We start from the raw sequence: 19,071 nt of genomic DNA on the forward strand, positions 1-19,071 counted from the left end.
TTGTATAATTTTAGCAAATTTAAAGGGCAAAATATGAAAAAAGCAGTTTGTATAATGAGCGGCGGTATGGATAGCACGCTTTGCGCTGTGATGGCAAAAAGGGCTGGATATGATGTGGTCGCACTTCATTTTGACTACGGACAAAGAACAATGAAGCGAGAAAAGCGCGCGTTTGACGAGATCTGTGAGCGACTAGGCGTGGTTAAAAAGATAAATTTAGATGTTAGCTTTATAGCACAGATCGGCGGAAATTCGCTAACTGATAAGAGCCTGCAGATAAGAAAAGATGGCGTTAGCAAGGATGTGCCAAACACATACGTGCCGTTTAGAAATGGCGTATTTATCTCAATCGCCGCAGCACTTGCTGAAAAAGAGGGGGCGCAGGCGATTTACATAGGCGTGGTCGAGGAGGATAGCTCTGGGTATCCTGACTGCAAAGAGAGCTTTATAAAAAGCATAAATGAGGCGATAAATTTAGGCACATCGGCTGATTTTTCTTGCGAGATCATAACGCCGCTTGTAAATTTAAGCAAGGCTGATATCGTCTCAAAGTCGCTTGAGCTTAATTCACCAATAGAGCTAACATGGAGCTGCTACGAGAGCGAGGATGAGGCGTGCGGGCTTTGTGATAGCTGCAGGCTAAGACTAAATGGCTTTAAAAAAGCAAATGCCGTTGATAAAATCCCTTATAAAAAGTGAAATTTGCCTTGAAATTTAAAAGCTAGCCACTATAAATTTAGTAGCTAGCCTAAATTTCTACTCTAAATTTAGCTCGCTTATCTGTTTTGCAAGCTTTTCTTTATACTCAGCCAAAGAGCTTTTGATGATATTTGCATAATCATTTTGGTTTATTAAGAGATACTCCTCTTTGCGTTTTACGACCGTGCTTAGCTCTTTGCTATTTACGCTTAAAATGGTGCTTATATCAGCGTTTAGACCAACTTTTACTGCACCAAGCGTCATATAAGTCCAAAGTTTTTCTATCCTTGCATTAACACTTATAGTATCCTTATCTATATCATTTTCATTTTTTATGACCTGGTAGCCGTTGCTTCTAAAGGCATCCTCTATGCGCGCCCTTACTACGCTAGTTGTCCTTTGTTTATTTTCTAAAATGACGTTCCACAGCCCCTTGCCATAGCTGCTTCTGGTTCTGCCGATGTATTTTTGTTTCTCTTTTGCGCTAACTTCATTTACATTGTGCTTGTATAAAGATGGGATGCTTGCTTGTTTTGGGTCGTTTTCAAAAGCTCTCACATCTTTGACGCTTTCGATGTAAATTTTTGTCTTTTTGCTAATGCTTGAAGGCGCTTGCTCATCTGGCAAACTCACAAATATCCCCTTTGGAGCGCAACCACAAAGCATAAAGGCGGCAAATATCGCTAGTAATAAATTTTTCATTTTCATCCTTTTAAATAAATTTCAAATGTAAATCGTTGTTTTGTAAATTTTTTTAACTCTTTATGACAAATTTCAAATTTATATTTTGATATCCATAATCATAAAATCTTAAATTTAACAACTAAAATTTAAATTTAACTTTTCTTGACTGCTATCAACCAAAATGACTAGCCACCTAGGATAAAATCCGCTTAAATTTTTAAATTCACAAGGAGAAAAGATGAAAGATATGAAGATGTTTTGCCATCAGTGCGAGATGAGCGCTGAGGACGGATGCGGTGCAAAGGGCCAGCCTATGGGAACCTGTGGCAAGAGCGACACGCTAGCGCTTTTGCAAGATACGATGGTTTTTGGCTTAAAAGGCCTTAGTGCATACCGCCACCACGCACACGAGCTTGGCGCTGATACTAGCAATGTCGACCGCGTTATGGCTGATACGCTTTATTTTACGCTTACAAACTCAAATTTCAACTTCGACGAGCACATCAAACAGCTTCTTGAAGTAGGCGGTGCTGGCGTTGAGGTGATGAACCTGCTAAGCGAGGCTCACACGGCTAAATTTGGCATCCCAACACCAGTTAGAGTGAGCCAAAACAAGGTCGAGGGCAAGGCGATCTTGGTAAGTGGTCACAACCTGCACGCTCTAAAAGCGCTACTTGAGGCGACAAAAGATAAAGGCATCAACATCTACACTCACTCAGAGATGCTTCCAGCTCACGGATACCCAGAGCTACGCAAATATAGCCACCTAAAAGGCAACGTCGGCAAGGCGTGGTTTGACCAAACTAAGCTATTTAACGAATTTAAAGGCGCGATACTAATGACAACAAACTGCATCGTGCCACTACGCTCAAACTGCACATACGCTGATAGGCTGTTTGGCTACTCAATCGCAGGCACAAACGGCGTAAAACACATCGAAAACGACGACTTCACACCACTTATCGAGTGTGCACTAGCTTGTGGCGACGTTAGCGGCTTTGATAGCGACGAGAGCCTAGTAACTGGCGGCCACTACAAGACTATACTAACTTTAGCCCCACAAATTTTAGACGCGATTAAGACTGGTAAGATCCGCAGATTTTTCGTGATCGCTGGCTGTGACGCGCCTGGCAAGGGACGTGAGTACTATAGAGAGCTAGCTGCTAGCCTTCCAAAAGACTGTGTGATACTTACTTCAAGCTGCGGTAAATTTAGATTTAACGACATCGACTTTGGCAACGTCCCAGGCACCGAGCTACCACGCTACATCGACCTTGGCCAGTGCAACGACAGCAACGGCGCAGTTAAGATCGCTCTTGCGCTAAGCGAGGCAACAGGCATCGCAGTAAATGACCTACCAGTTTCTATCGTGCTAATGTGGATGGAGCAAAAAGCGGTCATCATCTTGCTAGCGCTATTTAGCCTTGGCATCAAAAACATCAACGTCGGACCAAGCTTGCCTAAATTTTTCAATGAAGAGATCATAAATTTCTTAGTGGATAAATTTAACGTTAGACCAATTAGCGGCGACGCGCAAGCTGATCTAAAATACTTCTTAGGTGAGTAAAAAACTGCCAGGGCTTAGGCTCTGGCTCTAAATTTAAAACAGCCCGCCTTGCTCTTTACTTTGACTTAGGCTATCAAGTAGTTCTTCTTTTTTGCAAAGCACAAGGGCGTAGACGAAATTTTGTAGCTTCTTTATCTCGTCTAAATTTTCATAAAAAATGGCGTTTTCAACCTTTAGCGTGCTATCTTTTGGCAGACAAAATTTAAGCTCGCTCTCGCTGAAATTTCGCCTTAGAAATATACTTTCAGTCAAAAATAACTCCTCGTCTTCTTCGGCTATCACCGCTCTAAAACTGCTGCCAAAACCAACTGGCTTAAAGTCTTTGTCGATAAAGACTGGGTCAAAGTGCGATGAAATCCTGCTTTCTGTCACTTTAAAGCCGATATTGTTTTTCTTAAGATAGCCAAGAAGTCCGCAAAACATCCCAGCAAAAACTCTAGGGATGGATAAATTTTGATAGTATTTGTCGTCGTAAATGAGCGTTGTAAAAAAGATCGAGCTTGGATTTAGCACGCTTATGTTTGTGTCAGTCCAGGCTGTCTCGTAAAGTAGTGAGAGTCTTTGAAGTATCCTCGTATCGTCGCTAAAAAATGTGTCAAACAAATTTGCATGAAAAATTTTGTAAAAAAGCTCGGTTAAATTTTCAGGTATGACGTGGGCATTTTTTTCAAGGTGCGACTTCTCTAAAAGCGCTTTTATGAAGGGATTGACCGCGCAAAATTTGATATTTTTATGGATCGCCTCAAAGCGCATGAGCTTGATGATAGCCGTTTGCAGGCTTGCTACCTTGATAAAGGCTATCTCTTCGTCGCTTGGCGTGATCTCCTCTTCGCTAATGATAGCGTAGGCGCCTTGCTTTATCGCAGGTGCGATCTGATCGCTTTGTGTGGCGATGAGAGCGTAGCCTCGTTTTATATTTTTAGCCTCAAACGCGAAGCTAGTCACGCTTGAGATGCTTGGGTTGTTTAAAATTTGCCCATTTATTATGTGGGTTAAATTTTCTATCGTCATTTAGCCAACGATCGCACCGTTTTTGACCTTGCCCTGCGTGCCAAGAAGCGTTAGCGAGCCGTCTGATGCGCTTAGGATCATGCCTTGAGAGACATATTTTTTCATCATCGTTCGCTCTTTTAAATTTGCTAAAACGCAAACTTGCTTGCCCACAAGCGAGCTAGGCTCATAGTATTTGGCGATGCCAGATAAAATTTGACGTGGCTGCTCCTCGCCAAGATCTATCTTAAATTTAAGCAGTTTATCACTGCCATCGACCCTTTCGCACTCGAGTACTTCGCCTACTTTTATCACAATTTTGGCAAAGTCATCGATGCTAATGATCTCCTCTTTTTTCTCCTCTTTTGGCTCAATCTTTGCCTCTACTTTTGACTCTTCTTTTAGTCCTCTTGCCTCGCCCATTAGTTCTTTTTCTATCCTTGGGAAGAGTGGCTCAGTAGCTTTTGCTACAAAATTTGAAATTTCATTTTTCAATACAAGGCTCTCATAAGAAGCCGTATCTATGCTAAAGCCAAGCGTATCAGCTATCTTAGCGCAAGTTTTTGGCATAGCTGGGCTAAGCAGTATCGCTACTTTTGCAAGTAAATTTGCACAAAGTGCCACAAGTGCGTTTGCCTCGTCGCTTTTGCCAGCTTTTACAAGCGACCATGGCTCATACTTCGCAACGGCTGCGTTTGCAAGCGTTACGACCTTCCAAAGATCCTCTAAGTAGCGGTTCGTCGCTAAATTTTCTAAATTTTTTATCGCCTCATCAAGATAGCCCTTCGCCTCATCAAGCTCGGCTTTATGAAATTTGATCACATCTTTTGAGTCGATCTTGTAGTCGCTATACTTTGCGCTCATTCCTACTATGCGGCTTAGCAAGTTGCCAAGTCCGTTGCCAAGCTCTGAGTTTATGCGCTCGATTAAGGCTTTTTGGCTGTAGTCACCATCTTGTCCAAATGGCACCTCTCTAAGCAAAAAGTATCTGAAATTTTCAAGTCCATAAGCATTTGCGACCTCTCTTGGGTTTATGACATTGCCCTTGCTTTTGCTCATCTTTTCGCCATCTATCGTCCACCAGCCGTGCGCTGCAACGTGCTTTGGCAGTGGCAAGCCAAGGCTCATCAAAAATGCCGGCCAATAAACTGCGTGAAAACGCAAAATGTCCTTGCCGACAATGTGTGTCGTATGCGGCCAAAAGTCCATTCTAGCGTTATCTCTTGAGTATCCTAGCGTTGTTAGGTAGTTTATGAGTGCGTCAAGCCAGACATACATAACGTGCTTGTCGTCGTTTGCACTCTTTGGTAGCTTTATGCCCCAGTCAAAGCTCGTTCTTGTAACTGAGAGGTCTTTTAGTCCGCCTTTTACAAAGCTTACGACCTCGTTTTTCTTGCCCTTTGGGATGACGCAAAGCTCGTCGTTTTCGTACCATTTTAAAAGCGCGTCTTCGTATTTTGAAAGCTTGAAAAAGTAGCTCTCTTCTTTAACCAAAGATGTCACGCGGCCGCAGTCTGGACAGCGGTTGTCCTCAAGTAGATCTCTTTGGTTAAAAAATGTCTCGCAGCTAACGCAGTAAAAGCCCTCGTATTCGCCCTTGTAGATATCGCCGTTTGCTTGCATCTTTTCAAAGACATTTTGCACGGTTTGCTTGTGCTCTTCGTCGGTTGTCCTTATAAAATGGTCGTAGCTTATCTCAAATTCATCCCAAAGCGATCTAAATTTTGCACTGATCTCATCAGCATACTCTTTTGGCGTTTTGCCTCTAGCGCGAGCTGCTTGCTCGATCTTTTGACCGTGTTCATCCGTGCCAGTCATAAAGTAGGTCTCTTTGCCTTGCAAGCGGTTAAATCTAGCTAGCGTATCAGCGATGATAGTCGTGTAGGCGTGGCCGATGTGTGGCACGTCATTTACGTAATAAATCGGAGTAGTTATATAAGCTTTTTCTTTCATATTTTTCCTTTAAATTTAAAAATCAAATCCGCCGTCACTGCCGGTGTTGCCTTTTGACATCGAGTTGTAGCAGCTATTTACATACTCTATCCTCGTCTCGCAGTCAAAAAATGCCTCGCAGTTAAAACAGCTTTTGCGACCTTTTTGTTCTTGGCACTCTTGCATGATTTTAGCCTTTTGCTTTAGGGCTAGCTCAAATGCGTCAAGTGGCTCGTTTGCTTGTGCTTCTTGCATTATTTTTGCTCGTAAAATTTATGCAAAAGTGAAATTTCATCACGCGAACCAAAGAAGCATGGCGTAGTTTGGTGGATTTTTTCTATTTTTATATCAAAAAGTGTTTGGTTTTTGCCGTTTGAGGTTGCGCCCTTTGCGTTTTCATATATAAAGGCAAATGGCAACACTTCAAAGACAACCCTTAGCTTGCCATTTGGATGATCGCTCGTTGCTGGGTAGCTAAAAAGACCGCCGCCTTTTAGTAAAATTTGATGCAAGTCGCTCACCATCGCACCTGAGTATCTTAGCCTGTAACCCTCGTTAAATAGCTCGTTTATGAAATTTCTATGCGTTTGGCTCCAGCCTTTTTGCGTAGCTCCCGTGGCGTTTAGCTTGCCTTTTTCTTTTAGCTCAAGCTCTTTTACAAATTTAAACTCGCCATCTTTGCCAAGTCTATAAAATTTAGGCAAAGCGCCCTTTTTCTCGGCAATTACTAGCTCAAGTCTTGGACCATAGATGCTGTAAGCTGCGGCTATTAAATTTTCTGGTTTTACCTCGTCTTCGTATATGCCAAAGATCGAGCCAACAGCAAAATTTACATCAACTAAGCTTGAGCCATCGAGTGGATCGTAAGCGATGATAAATTTAGCGTTTTTATTTATCTCAAGCTCGTCCTCTTTCTCTTCGCTAATTAGCGCTTTTACGCATGAAAGCTGCTTAAATTTAGCCGTGATGATCTCGTCACTTTTAACGTCAAGCTTTAGCTGGGTGTCGCCAGTTGCGTTTTCGTGAGTTGTATAGCCAAGATCGGCATATTTTATGACCTCGCTTATCTCTTTTGCGATATCTTTAACGGTGTTAAAAATTTGGTTTAGTTCTTGCATTATACAGCCTTTGCATTTTTGATTATCCACGCACAAATGGCGTCTATATCGTCTAAATTTAGATTTGTGATCTCGTAAGGGATCTGCTTTTTATAAGTGGCGATCGCATCTGAAAAGCTAAGATAAGCTTCATCGATCTCGCCTCTAAAGACGCTTAGTCTTGGCAGTGGCAGTGTCTTTAGCCCCTCGACTAAGAGCATGTCAAACTCGCCGATCATTCTTATGACCTCGTCTATGCCTTGCGAGCTTTGTGAAAAATAAGTCGTTCTAGTCGGACTCATCACGACTACGTCAGCTCCTGCCTGAGAAAATTTAAAGCTATCCTTGCCTTCAACGTCAAATTTGGCCTTGTCGCCTGGGTCGTGCTTGACTACAACGACCTTTAGCCCGTCATCTATAAATTTTTTTGCGACTTTTAAGATAAGCGTCGTTTTTCCGCTATTTGAAGGGCCAGAAAAAGCAATGGCAAGTCTTTTCATAAGAGCCTTTTTCGTTAAAATTTCTTGCGATTATAGCTCATATTGGCTTTAAAATTTATGAGTGAAATTTAAAAAATAAAATGCTAAAATGCGAGAAAATTTAATATTTTAAGAGTTTTTTATGAGAAAATTTACACTATTTTTTATATTTATTTTGATGATATTTGGTTGTGCTGATCAAAAAGTGATCGTGCATGAGCCACTAAAAAATGAGCTTTTAGCCTACACAAGCAAGAGCGAGATCATAGATGGCACCGATAGAACGCTCATAATCGCAACCTATCTAAATCCTATATATAACTCAAATTTAGACGAGAGCAAAGAGCACTTTTTAGTAGCTATAAACCCAAAAGAGCATGCGCAAAATTTGAGCAATATAAAGGTAAATGGTGACTCAAATGCCACAAATGCAAGGCTGCTTGATGAAAGTGACGAGATGCTTAAATTTGCTGGATTTTCTATGCCTTGGGCGGTCTATTATGAAGTGACCGCACCAAGTAAGCAAAGCGACGATCTTGCACTTAGTTTCGAAATTTATCAGTCAAAGCCGGTTTTGTTAAATTTTCGAAAAGTTGCGAAATCTTTATACTGGAACCATTAAGCGCCATATAGATCACATAGTTTGCAAGCACCTTCTTGCCGTAGTTTCTAGTCTCAGCCACTGGGACTAGCTCGATCGATAAAAACGGCTCAAATTTACCTTCTTTAAACATATCATCTCTTGTGATGACTTTTTTGGTAAAACCGATACCGCCGTTATACGCGTAGGCTGTAAAGAGCGGATGATAGAGAAATTTATCAAGGTAGTTTAGGTGGTGATTTGCAAATTTAAATGCAACATCAGTTTTAAAAAGATCGTCTTGGTCAAAATTTGGAATTTTTAGCTCTTTTTTGCCGATCGCATTTGCAAGAAATGGCATAAACTGCATCATTCCAAGGGCGTAAGAGGTAGAAACGACGCTTGGGATAAAGAGGCTCTCTTGCCTTGCAAGTGCGTAGATCATCGACTTTCGCTCAGTGCTGATGCCTTCAAGCTCTGGTGAGCTTGGCATCAAAAAGTACTGCTTCTCCCAGCCATGCGCCTTTTGCATGAAGTATGCGTATGCGCCGATGCTTTCGTTTGTGTAAAATTTCATCGCAAATTCGCTTGCTTGCGTGGCGTTCATATCCTTTGCAAGGGCAGCGGTTTTGTTCCATAAAAATGGATCGCTCACATCAAAATTTTCGATATTTTGCTTGCTAGGTCTTGGCACGATCACCTCAAGTGGCTCGCCACCGACCAAATCTCTTGCGTAAAGTGAGTAGATATTTGCATCTTTGCTAGCACTTAGCTCTTTTAAAAAGCTCTCATCGCCGCTTAGTTCATACTGCCAAAATGTGGCATTGTCTCTTTGCCAAGTCCTATCAAAGGTGTTTTTGGCTCTTGTGAAAAAACTAAATGCAACGTCATTTTGACCAAGCAAGATGGCGTTTAGACCAAGTGTAAATGCGTCGCTTTTTTCAGTGACTGTAGGATCTATGCTAAGTAAATTTCTTCTAAAGCCTTCATATTTTTTATTAAATACGACATCGTTTAGTAAATTTGTAAAGCCCTTTTGCATGTAGAGCTTGTTCATAAAATTTGCTTCAAAATTTACGCTAAAAAGAGCACTTTTACTTTGCGGACTTGAAGCGTTAAAAAGCTCTAAAAAGCTCTTTGTATCGTTTGCATTTGCAAAACTAAGAGCCGGGTTTGGCTCGTTTAAAGTGCGTAAAATTCTAGCTTTTTCTGAATTTGTATTTGCAAGATTTGCCGCTAAAATTTCACGAGTTTTGCTATCAAGTTTTAGAGAAAAGCTCATCGTTGTTAGTAAATTTTGGCAAGCCAAGCTAGCACTTGTGATGTTGCTTGCGCTTATGCCAGGGCATTTGCTAGGGGCTGCTTTGGGAGGTAAAATTTTATTGATTGATTTTTGAACTAAGCCGCTTTTTCTAAAAACGTCGCGTGAAAGCTCTGCTATCTGCTCCTTTGTGTAGCTACCCTCGTTTATAAGGCGGTTTATGTAGTAGTCTTTTGCAAGGCTTTTTGGCTCGTTTTTTAGCTCCTCGTAGGTGTAAATTTTAGCTAAAAGAGCAACGCAGGCTAAAGAGAGGATACTAAAGTGACGCAGCAAAAACAAATAAAAGCCTTATTAAAAATTGATCTATGAGTTGAAGTGCTAAAAGCACGATGAGCGGGGCAAAGTCGATGCCGTTAAATTCTGTTTTGATGTAGCGTCTGATGAAGCTATAAACAGGATCAGTCAGCCTATAAAGTAGCTGCACGACTGGCGAGCTAGGATCAGGCTTGACCCAGCTAATGAGAGCCGCTGCGATGACGATCCACGTATATACCGTGATGATAAGGTGCAAAATGTTTGCGACCGCTGAAAATAGGGTGGAAAGTATCATTTTTGCTCCTAGATTAAAATTTTGCCTAGATCATCTTTGATCAGTGGATAGAGCTCGCTTAGCTCAGGGCCGTGAAGGTCGTTTGTAAGAAGCGCACGTAGCGGCATGAAAAAGTTTTTGCCTTTTAAATTTGTAGCGCTCATAAGCTCTTTTTTAAACTCATCAAAGCTCTCGCACGGTTTTAAATTACGAGCTGCTTTTTTGATGATCTCAAATTCGTTTTTATACTCGTCTGGAGCTATTTTTGGTGAGTATATAGCCTCTACTTTTGCCTTTATCTCAGGCACTAGAGAGCTTTCTTGAGTATAAAATTTAACTAGCTCAACCTTGCTATCATCCACGCCAAAGATCTCCTTTATGCGCTCTTTTGAAGCAAGCTTTATGTGTTCTCTATTTATCTGCTCAAGCTTTTTCACGTCAAATCTAGCAGGTGAGCGTGAAATTTTAGTTATATCAAACCACTTCACTGCATCTTCTATCGTAAAAATTTCAGTTGGAGTTTTGTTGCCAAGAAGTATCAGATAGTTTGCGATCGCCTCAGGTAAAAATCCCTGCTCAAAGAGCCATTTTACGCTTGATTCGTTCTCGCGTTTGCTCATTTTTTTGCCCTCTATATTTAAAAGGATAGGTAAATGCGCGTAGTTCATCTTGCCAGTGTAGCCAAGACCCTCGCGTATGAGGTCTTGCTTTGGTGTGTTGCTCACGTGATCCTCGCCGCGTATGACAAAGGTCACGCCCTCAAGCATATCATCAACCGCGCAGGCGAAGTTATAAGTCGGAGTTTTGTCCGCTCTCATGATGACAAAGCTATCAACGGCGTCTGGTTCAAAGCTTAGCTCGCCTTTGATCGCATCTGTAAAGCTCATCGTGCGTGTTGGTTTTTTCATGCGGATGACAAATGGCTTCTCGCAGTTTAAAACTTCAGCGTCGCTTAGTCTCTCGCAGGTGCCGTCATATCTATATGCCACGCCTTGCTCTTTTGCTTTTTGTTTTTTTGCTTCGAGCTCTTCTTCGGTGCAAAAGCAGGCAAAGGCTTTTTTATCGATGAGAAGCTTTGATGCAAGCTGTCTGTGGAATTTTAAATTTTCACTTTGGATGTAAATTTGTTCTGGTTTTATGCCAAATTTGCTCAAAATTTCTAAGATATCTTTCTCTTTTCCCTCGATATTTCGCTCTTTGTCGGTATCTTCTATGCGTAAAATAAAGCCACTTTTATCTTGCAAAGAACAAATATAGTTGAAAATAGCAGCACGTAAATTTCCTATGTGCATATCTCCTGTTGGAGAGGGTGCAAAACGATACATAAGCTCATTCCTTACGTTAAATTTGAAGTTTGGATTATAACACTCGCTTGATAAATTTAAAGTTATGTAATTTTAAATTTTTAGGCTAAGCAAAGCATATTTTTTATAAAATCCGCACGAAAATTTAACTATTTATAGGAGAAAGAATGAGTTTGATCAGCGAATTTAAAGAATTTGCGATGCGCGGAAATGTCATAGATATGGCAGTTGGTGTTGTTATCGGTGGGGCATTTGGAAAGATCGTTTCATCGCTAGTTGGTGATATTATCATGCCAGTGGTTGGTGTTATAACAGGCGGTGTAAATTTCACTGATCTTAAGCTAACATTAAAAGAAGCAGCAGAAGGTGCGCCAGCTGTTACGATAAACTATGGCTCATTTATACAAACAATGGTTGATTTTTTAATCATTGCGTTTTGTATTTTTTGCGTCATCAAAGCTTTAAATACACTTAAAAATAAACTACCAAAAGAAGAAGAGGCAGCCCCTGCAGAGCCTGAAACTCCAGCTGATATAGCACTTCTAACTGAGATCAGAGATCTTCTTAAAAAATAAATTCTTAAATCAAAGGGAGAAAGCTCCCTTTGAAATCCGTTAAATTTTGTCCTATTTTTTATGCTAAAATGCTTTTTCATCTTAAAAGCGAGTGAAATATGATAGAACAAATCCCATTTTTTCAAGGTCTTAGCGCCGATGACCTAACTAAACTTGAAACAATAAGCGTTGTTAAAAAATACAAAAAAGGCGAGTTTTTATTTATAGAGGGCGAGGAGCCAAAGTGGCTTACATTTTTAATAACTGGCTCGGTTAAACTTTATAAAACTACGGCAAATGGCAAGGAAATTTTTATCCATCAGCTTGCACCTATGAATTTTGTAGCTGAAGTCGTAAATTTTGAAAATATCCCTTATCCAGCAAGTGCCATTTTTACTATCTCTGGTGAAGTTTTAAAGATAAATTATGAAAAATTTGAAGCACAATTTTTAACAAAGCCAGAAATTTGCATGAAATTTCTGAAATCAATGGCTCAAAAGATAAGAATAACAACGAACTTACTTCATCAAGAGCTCATCTTAAGCTCTGAAGAGAAGGTGGCTAGGTTCATTTTAAATCATGAAGATCTATTTAATGAACTAAAGCATACAAAAATTTCATCGATACTCAATATGACTCCAGAAACTTTTTCGAGAATTTTAAATAAATTTAAAACAAATGGTTTGGTCAAACTTGATGAGAAGAACCAAATTTTGGAAAAAAATGTAGGTGGGCTACAAGAAATTTATTCTTATTGAAAGTTAATATCAAATAAATATTTTCATTTACTTAAAGAAAAAATTTATATATTTTTGGATAGTATTCGTCTAAAATTTTCGTAAAAATTTACGATATATTGATAAATTCAGGAGGAAATTTTGGCTGAAGTTAAGAAGAAATTTTTTGTTTGGTCATCTGTGATAATAGGCATCGTAATCGGCCTTATCGCTTCTATGGGCATAGCTGATGCACTTCATGCGACTGGTAGCGGATTTGTCTGTACCATGTGTCACACGATGGATCCTATGAATGCTGCATATCATGAAGATGTACACGGCGGCAATAACAAGCTTGGCATAAAAGCTGAATGTTCAGCCTGTCACCTAAATCATACAAGTGCCTATACCTATGTACTTACAAAACTTAAAGTATCGATAAATGATGGTTATAAGACATTTTTTACAGATACAGACAAGATCGACTGGCGTAAAAAACGCGAGCATGCATCTCACTTTGTCTATGATAGTGGATGTTTGACTTGCCACTCAAATTTAAAAAATGTTATTCAAGCTGGTAAATCATTCTTGCCACATAGAGATTATTTCGTTCTTGGAAATCCTAATAAGAAATCATGTGTTGACTGCCACGAGCATGTTGGTCACAAGAATTTAGGACTACAAATCGATAAATTTGAAGCAATTAAAAAACAAGAAAACAATAAAACCAAGTAAGGAGGAGAGATGTTTAAAAAGTCGCTAATGTTATTAGCCTGTCTAATGTCTTTTGGCTTTGCCGCAAACATGGATGCAAATAAATCTGACGCTTTAAACCTTAATGTTATCAAAAACATTAAAGTTGCACATAAAATGTCAGACTTATCAAAAAGCTGTGTTGAGTGCCACGCTAAAGAGACACCCGGCATAGTTGCCGATTGGAAAAATAGTCGCCACGCTCACGTTGGCGTAAGTTGTATGGATTGCCACTCTGTAAATGCAGATAATCCTATGGCTTCAGTTAAGGTGCATCCAAAAGATTCTAACAACCATGTTTCAATGCTAGTTAGCCCAAAAACTTGTGCTAAGTGTCACGAAAATGAGGTTGAAGAATTTGTTAAGAGTGGTCACGCAAGAGGTGCTATGCAAATGTATGCTAACCCTGCGATGGTAAAACTAATGTATCACTATGAAGGTATGGATCATCCAGAATACAAAATGGCTCCAGACGCTACTGGTTGTACACAGTGCCACGGAACCGTCATCAAACTAGACGCTGATCACAAACCTACAAAAGAGACTTGGCCAAACTACGGTATAGGTAATGTTTATCCTGATGGTGGCGTAGGCGGATGTAAATCATGCCACAGCGCACACACATTTAGCATAGCTGAAGCTAGAAAACCAGCTGCTTGTGCATCTTGCCACCTTGGACCTGATCACCCAGATATTGAGATCTTTAACAACTCAATGCACGGACATATCTATAATAGCGAAGCTCACAAATGGAATTTTGATGCTGCTCCTGATACATGGGATGTACCAGACTTTAGAGCTCCAACTTGTGCAGCTTGCCACATGAGTGGTGTTGGTGAAACAACAACAACTCACAATGTTTCAAGAAGACTAAAATGGAACCTATGGGGCGTCAGCAGTAAGCTAAGAACAGCTGGTGATGAACAAGCTGCTGTTGTTTACGAAAAAACTGGCAAACTAACCATAGGAACGCCACTTGCAGGTCATCCAAATGGACCAGAAGCAGCAAGAGCTGAGATGAAGCTAGTTTGTAAAGCTTGCCATACATCAACTCATACAGATAACTTCTTCATTATGGGTGATAAGCAAGTAGAGCTTTATAACGTTTACAATGCTGAAGCAACTAAGATGCTTGAAGAGTTGAAGGCTAAAAACTTACTACTTGCAGATGCTTGGGAAGATGAATTCCAAGATATCTACTATCATATGTGGCACCATGAAGGCCGTCGTATGAGACAAGGCGCTCTAATGGGTGGCCCTGACTACTCACACTGGCATGGCGTATTCGAAGTTAAAAATGATATAAGAAAACTTCGTGAGATCTACAAACAAAGAATTGAGACTGGTAAAGTTAAATAATTCTTTATAAAGGTGGGAACTTTCCCACCTTTTTATTTTTAAATTCCAAAATTTTATCTTTTAGTTATTATCCTAAAGCAAAATACCTTTTAACAATTATTTTTGTAAATTTAAATCATAAAATCATACAGCTTAGCACTACAAATTGTTCTAAATAATTAATAAAATCTATAATGTAAATTTAAAAATATAAAATATAATCTTTGTTTTCAAGGAGATATTTTGGGACTTTTTCGGATCATTATTGGGGCATTTATCTTTAGTGCTCTTACAAATTTATACTCATACAAACGTTTTATCAAAAAGGTATCTTTTTTTGCCCCACACCTTAAAAAAATTCGTATATTTTTCTATATTATTAGTGTGCTTGAATTTGTATTTGTTCTTCAACTAAGATTTTCTTTTTTAAATATAGAACTCTATCTGATAGCAGGGACGCTCATTGGTTTTTCGCTATTTTTATTCGGCATTAGTTTGTTTTATGATGTTGTTAGATCCATTTGCTCAAAAGCTCATTTTAATCCCACAAGACGAAAATTTATTAAATTTTGCTTTGATGTAACATTTGTCATTTTTGTAGTTGCTTGCTTTTTGAAAGGAATTTTTAACGCACTTACTCCGCCAAAGATCAGACAGATTAGTATAAAAATAAAAAATTTACAAAGTGATCTAAAAATAGCCATGATAACAGATGTGCATATTGGTGAGTTTTTGCAAAAGGACTTTGTTGCTGAGCTTGCAAAAGAGATAAATTTAGCTAGACCAGACCTAGTGGTGATAGTTGGCGACTTGGTTGATATGAGAGCCGAGCTTATAGGCGATTTTTTAGATCCATTAAAAAATCTTAAAAGCACCTATGGCACCTTTTATGTTCCTGGTAATCACGAATACTACCACGGAGTTGATGGGATATTAGAAAAAATTCGCGCTCTTGGCATTAGGATACTTGGCAATAAAAATGAAAAAATAGCTGGTATAAATTTGGCAGGAGTCTATGATCTAGCTGGCATAAGGTTTAAAAATTTAGAGCCAAATTTAGACGAAGCGCTAGCAGGATGCGACCCAGAACTACCGACTATCCTGCTCTCTCATCAGCCAAAATTTATAAAAACTATGCAAAAAGATGTCGATCTAGTCCTTTGCGGCCACACGCATGCTGGACAAATTTTTCCTTTTGGCATTTTAGTCCTGCTAGATCAAGGTTTTTTACATGGGCTTTATAAGATTAATGATAAAATGCAAGCTTATGTTAGTAGTGGCGCAGGATTTTGGGGGCCTCCAGTTAGGATCTTTGCGCCAAGCGAGATCGCTATATTAAATTTAAGCAAGGAATAAAATGAATAGTGACAATCTCTTTTCTCAAATTTTTGGTAAAGTTGCAAAATTAAATTTTTTCAAACCGCTTCAAGAGCTTATCAACTCCTTTTATGTAAAGCTATTTAAGATCGACATGAGCGAGTTTAAGCCATCAAATGAGTATAAAAATTTAAACGAACTTTTCACCAGAGAGCTCTTAAAGCCAAGAGAATTTGACGCAGCAGACGAGATATTTATAAGTCCGGTTGATGGCACTTGCCTTAGCTTTGGCACTACAAAAGAGCTAGAAGCTTTTAGCATAAAGGGCATGAGCTACGGCGTGAAGGAGCTTTTAGGGCAGGGCGAGCTTGAGGGCGAGTATGACTTCGCCAACATCTACCTTAGCCCAAAAGACTACCACCACTATCATGCACCTTGCGACATTACGATAAAAAAAGCGGTCTATATCCCTGGTAAGCTTTACAGTGTGGCAGTAAAATGGCTTGGCAAGGTCGATAGCCTTTATACCAAAAACGAGCGTGTGGCGCTACTTTGTGAGATGAAAAATGGCAAAAAACTTTGGCTAGTTTTCGTGGGTGCGCTAAACGTTGGTAAGATGAAATTTTGCTTTGATGAGCGTATCCAGACAAATGCGATGGCAAATTTTACGCAAATTTATGAATATGAAAATTTACACATCAAAAAGGGTGAGCGTCTTGGAAATTTCGAGCTTGGCTCAACCATCGTCATACTTAGCGAAAAAGATGCGATCGAGTACAACCTCTTTGAAAACAAAGAGCTTAAATTTGCTGAAGCGATTGGCAGGATCAGAGAAATATAAATTTACAGTCAATTTTAAAAACTTGGTTTAAACTTATTAAGTAAACAAAAAGTATTTATCATTTTTGTGAGATTATGTTAAGCTATTAAATGCTTATATCTTGATGTTTTCGTTTTTTGTTTTGAAATGACTTTTTCTACTATGCTTATATCTTTATTGATGTTGCAAATTTAATTTTTTTATTTTTTATAAAATAACATACTATTGTAGTAAATTTTATATAGTTTACTTAAATGTTATGTATTTTTCTAACTCTAGGAAGTGACATTTAGAACAATATTTAATTCTTTGTTATTAGCATCTGATTCTTTCCTATTAGTAACATAAGTTGCGATATTTATATTGTTGTCACTTATACCATTTTCCACATAGTTCTTCCAATACTCCACTACATCTTTGTTCATAAAATCACAATCGGACTTACTGGCATTACTCATTTCTATATCTGTCGGGAAATTAGATTTATCAAATAACAATATTTTTTCATCCTCATCCCTGCTTTTGTTTAGATGCTCAATGATTATATTTAGCACCTTGTTTACAATAAAATCGTATGTTTCCTTACTCAATACAATTTTGTCATTTTTAATAAACGAGAATTCAAGTTTCCCATTCGTAAGGAATTCCGGTATTTCGCTATAAGATAAAGACATTAATATATAATCCCCTACTCCTCTAGTAGCCCATCCTGCACCACCCTCAAACATACAATATTCGCTTTGTTTATAATTTTTGCTCGTTAAGTACACTAACAGTGCATTTTTAGCCGTAATATTTTCTCTTATTTGTTCTTTCAATGGCTTTAAAACTTCAAATTTGTCGCTGTCTTGTGCGGAAGTATAAAATATTTCATCCTTTCTAACTCCACATTTTTCTATTAATAAATAATATATAAAGTCTGTAAATCTTTTATCGTTACTAGAGTGGGATAAAAATATTTTATACTTATCTTTCAACATGTCGCCTTGTACTTTGTTGGCTACGATCATCGTAAACTCATTGACTTGTTCTGATGGTTCGTTAGGAAAACGCTCCTTTAGTTCATTTTCTACTTCTTTTATAAAATTATTCTTTCTTTTATCAAAATTTTTATTATCCTTGTCCCTTATATCGTTTGCTAGTTTTTCTCTTTTGCTTATCAAATCGCCAATTATACTTTTTACAATGTCTACCAACAACGCGACCCTTTCGTCATGTTCATCTAAATTCTGACGATTTGAAGTTGCTATGTCAGGTAAATCATCTTCATCTAATAAGTCAAAGTGTATTTCACCCTCTATATAATTGACGAAAGCCTGAGTATTGCCTAAGTAGTTTAGGAAATTTTCTACTGCGAGCTTGTTTCTAACATATAACCTGAGCTGAATTGGATTATAAAAACTATTTTTTGTAAAGTTTACATCATTGTCTTTTGCTATTTTATTGTCTATCGTACTATGTATACCTATCCATCCGTTTAAAGTATATTGTTTACTTTTTTTGATGCCTTGCTCGTCAGTAAATTCCCCACTTCCACTAACTTTATTTTTATCAAGTAACTCAATCTTTCTATCAAAAAGATATTCTTTATCTCTCTTTTTGGACTCTATTTTAAATTTAGAATCCTCTTTAATCAGTTTGTCAAAAGTTTCTTTTAACCCTTGTTGGCTATCTTTTGGAAAGTAATCTATAAAAGCCATATTTTTAAATGCTATTTTTTTCTCTATCGGTCTAAATATAGGTTTTTCACTATTCTTTTTTACAATTGCTAGAAAAATCTTTCTATCAATCATAGAATCCAACGAAAATATATTAGATAACTTGTTTTCTAGGCTATCTAGTGCTCGTTCGCCAAGTCCTTCTAGATTTACATTTTCTAAGATTAACACCGTACCTGTCTTAATTTTTTCCCAAATTTGATTAGATCGTAATTTTGTTTCTGTACCGTTTATTAATCTTAAAAAAGGTTTTTCATTTTCGTCTTTTTTGTTTTCACTATAGTTCATTTCCCATTTATTGACCATTCCAGCACTTGTTTTAGACAATATAAAATACTTCTCGGAAAGATAAAGCGCCGCCAACTTTCCTATACCTTTTCTACCCATCATTTTATAGTTGTCGAATACTTCTGGGGCCTGCTCCAATCTTTTATTGTAACCGACTTTCGCGTAGATACTAATGTTATTGTCATCCAAACCGATACCGTCATCAATAATTTCCACAAGAGATTTTGATTTATTTATCATATTTATATAAATATATATATTTTTAGCACTTGCATCAAAACCATTTGCTACAAGCTCCGAAATAGCGCTCCAAGCATTTGAATAAAGGCTTTTGCCTAGTAATTTTAAAGCAAGCCATCCGAAAGAAAATTCTACCTTTTGCATC

The 19,071-nt window shown here is 38.4% G+C and carries 19 protein-coding genes; 9 read left to right on the plus strand and 10 right to left on the minus strand.

Annotation, left to right across the window (positions count from 1 at the left end):
• Entirely contained in the window at positions 1 to 699 is a 699-nt protein-coding gene (gene queC, locus F3G98_RS01900) for a 7-cyano-7-deazaguanine synthase QueC (RefSeq protein WP_149725664.1), read from the plus strand.
• A gap of 57 nt (positions 700 to 756) precedes the next feature.
• Here queC and F3G98_RS01905 read toward each other — a convergent pair whose 3' ends face one another.
• Positions 757 to 1,401, minus strand: a complete 645-nt coding sequence (locus F3G98_RS01905) for a flagellar biosynthesis protein (protein WP_149725665.1) — start codon at positions 1,399 to 1,401, stop codon at positions 757 to 759.
• Between the two features lie 220 nt (positions 1,402 to 1,621).
• Here F3G98_RS01905 and hcp point away from each other — a divergent pair, with 220 nt between their 5' ends.
• Positions 1,622 to 2,950, plus strand: coding sequence for a hydroxylamine reductase (gene hcp, locus F3G98_RS01910; protein ID WP_002940097.1), 1,329 nt, complete (start codon positions 1,622 to 1,624; stop codon positions 2,948 to 2,950).
• 33 nt (positions 2,951 to 2,983) lie between these two features.
• Here the strand turns inward: hcp and F3G98_RS01915 are convergent, their stop codons facing one another.
• From F3G98_RS01915 to mobB, 5 genes are read right to left on the minus strand one after another with little or no spacing between them, the layout of a single operon-like run.
• Positions 2,984 to 3,961, minus strand: a complete 978-nt coding sequence (locus F3G98_RS01915) for a ferrochelatase (protein ID WP_103645700.1) — start codon at positions 3,959 to 3,961, stop codon at positions 2,984 to 2,986.
• Positions 3,962 to 5,893, minus strand: a complete 1,932-nt coding sequence (gene metG, locus F3G98_RS01920; RefSeq protein ID WP_149725666.1) for a methionine--tRNA ligase — start codon at positions 5,891 to 5,893, stop codon at positions 3,962 to 3,964.
• A gap of 15 nt (positions 5,894 to 5,908) precedes the next feature.
• On the minus strand, positions 5,909 to 6,127 hold the full coding sequence (locus F3G98_RS01925) for a hypothetical protein (RefSeq protein ID WP_002940116.1): 219 nt from the start codon (positions 6,125 to 6,127) through the stop codon (positions 5,909 to 5,911).
• Complete coding sequence (locus F3G98_RS01930; RefSeq protein ID WP_258030938.1) at positions 6,127 to 6,990, minus strand: class 1 fructose-bisphosphatase; 864 nt, start codon at positions 6,988 to 6,990, stop codon at positions 6,127 to 6,129. The genes F3G98_RS01925 and F3G98_RS01930 overlap by 1 nt, the downstream gene beginning before the upstream one ends.
• Positions 6,990 to 7,469 (minus strand): molybdopterin-guanine dinucleotide biosynthesis protein B, encoded by a 480-nt coding sequence (gene mobB, locus F3G98_RS01935; protein WP_021092954.1) that lies wholly within the window; start codon positions 7,467 to 7,469, stop codon positions 6,990 to 6,992. Before mobB ends, F3G98_RS01930 begins: the two co-directional genes overlap by 1 nt.
• A 121-nt stretch (positions 7,470 to 7,590) precedes the next feature.
• On the opposite strand from mobB, the gene F3G98_RS01940 reads away from it, so the two are divergent.
• Positions 7,591 to 8,070 (plus strand): hypothetical protein, encoded by a 480-nt coding sequence (locus F3G98_RS01940; protein WP_035145228.1) that lies wholly within the window; start codon positions 7,591 to 7,593, stop codon positions 8,068 to 8,070.
• Here F3G98_RS01940 and F3G98_RS01945 read toward each other — a convergent pair.
• Genes F3G98_RS01945 through gltX form a run of 3 tightly spaced genes read right to left on the minus strand, consistent with a single transcriptional unit; the run spans position 7,991 to position 11,203 of the window.
• A complete protein-coding gene (locus tag F3G98_RS01945; RefSeq protein WP_149725667.1) occupies positions 7,991 to 9,628 on the minus strand; it encodes a lytic transglycosylase domain-containing protein in 1,638 nt (545 codons plus the stop codon). The genes F3G98_RS01940 and F3G98_RS01945 overlap by 80 nt on opposite strands.
• Complete coding sequence (locus F3G98_RS01950; protein WP_021084756.1) at positions 9,606 to 9,899, minus strand: YggT family protein; 294 nt, start codon at positions 9,897 to 9,899, stop codon at positions 9,606 to 9,608. The genes F3G98_RS01945 and F3G98_RS01950 overlap by 23 nt, the downstream gene beginning before the upstream one ends.
• An 8-nt stretch (positions 9,900 to 9,907) precedes the next feature.
• Positions 9,908 to 11,203, minus strand: a complete 1,296-nt coding sequence (gene gltX / locus F3G98_RS01955) for a glutamate--tRNA ligase (protein ID WP_103643269.1) — start codon at positions 11,201 to 11,203, stop codon at positions 9,908 to 9,910.
• Positions 11,204 to 11,349: 146 nt separating this feature from the next.
• Between gltX and mscL the strand changes: the two genes are divergently transcribed.
• From mscL to F3G98_RS01985, 6 genes are all read left to right on the plus strand, one after another.
• Positions 11,350 to 11,757: a large-conductance mechanosensitive channel protein MscL gene (gene mscL, locus F3G98_RS01960; protein ID WP_103590823.1), complete on the plus strand. Its 408-nt coding sequence runs from the start codon at positions 11,350 to 11,352 to the stop codon at positions 11,755 to 11,757.
• Between the two features lie 98 nt (positions 11,758 to 11,855).
• Positions 11,856 to 12,494, plus strand: a complete 639-nt coding sequence (locus F3G98_RS01965; protein WP_149725668.1) for a Crp/Fnr family transcriptional regulator — start codon at positions 11,856 to 11,858, stop codon at positions 12,492 to 12,494.
• Positions 12,495 to 12,614: 120 nt separating this feature from the next.
• Positions 12,615 to 13,187: a cytochrome c3 family protein gene (locus F3G98_RS01970; protein ID WP_021089703.1), complete on the plus strand. Its 573-nt coding sequence runs from the start codon at positions 12,615 to 12,617 to the stop codon at positions 13,185 to 13,187.
• Positions 13,188 to 13,196: 9 nt separating this feature from the next.
• A complete protein-coding gene (locus tag F3G98_RS01975) occupies positions 13,197 to 14,564 on the plus strand; it encodes a multiheme c-type cytochrome (protein ID WP_149725669.1) in 1,368 nt (455 codons plus the stop codon).
• Positions 14,565 to 14,786: 222 nt separating this feature from the next.
• A complete protein-coding gene (locus F3G98_RS01980) occupies positions 14,787 to 15,899 on the plus strand; it encodes a metallophosphoesterase (protein ID WP_149725670.1) in 1,113 nt (370 codons plus the stop codon).
• 1 nt (position 15,900) lies between these two features.
• Complete coding sequence (locus F3G98_RS01985) at positions 15,901 to 16,701, plus strand: phosphatidylserine decarboxylase (RefSeq protein ID WP_149725671.1); 801 nt, start codon at positions 15,901 to 15,903, stop codon at positions 16,699 to 16,701.
• Positions 16,702 to 16,955: 254 nt separating this feature from the next.
• Here the strand turns inward: F3G98_RS01985 and F3G98_RS01990 are convergent, their stop codons facing one another.
• Positions 16,956 to 19,070, minus strand: coding sequence for an ATP-binding protein (locus tag F3G98_RS01990; RefSeq protein WP_162533531.1), 2,115 nt, complete (start codon positions 19,068 to 19,070; stop codon positions 16,956 to 16,958).
• Between the last annotated feature and the right edge of the window lies 1 nt (position 19,071).

This window comes from Campylobacter concisus, from assembly GCF_902460895.1.
GTDB lineage: Bacteria > Campylobacterota > Campylobacteria > Campylobacterales > Campylobacteraceae > Campylobacter_A > Campylobacter_A concisus_BC.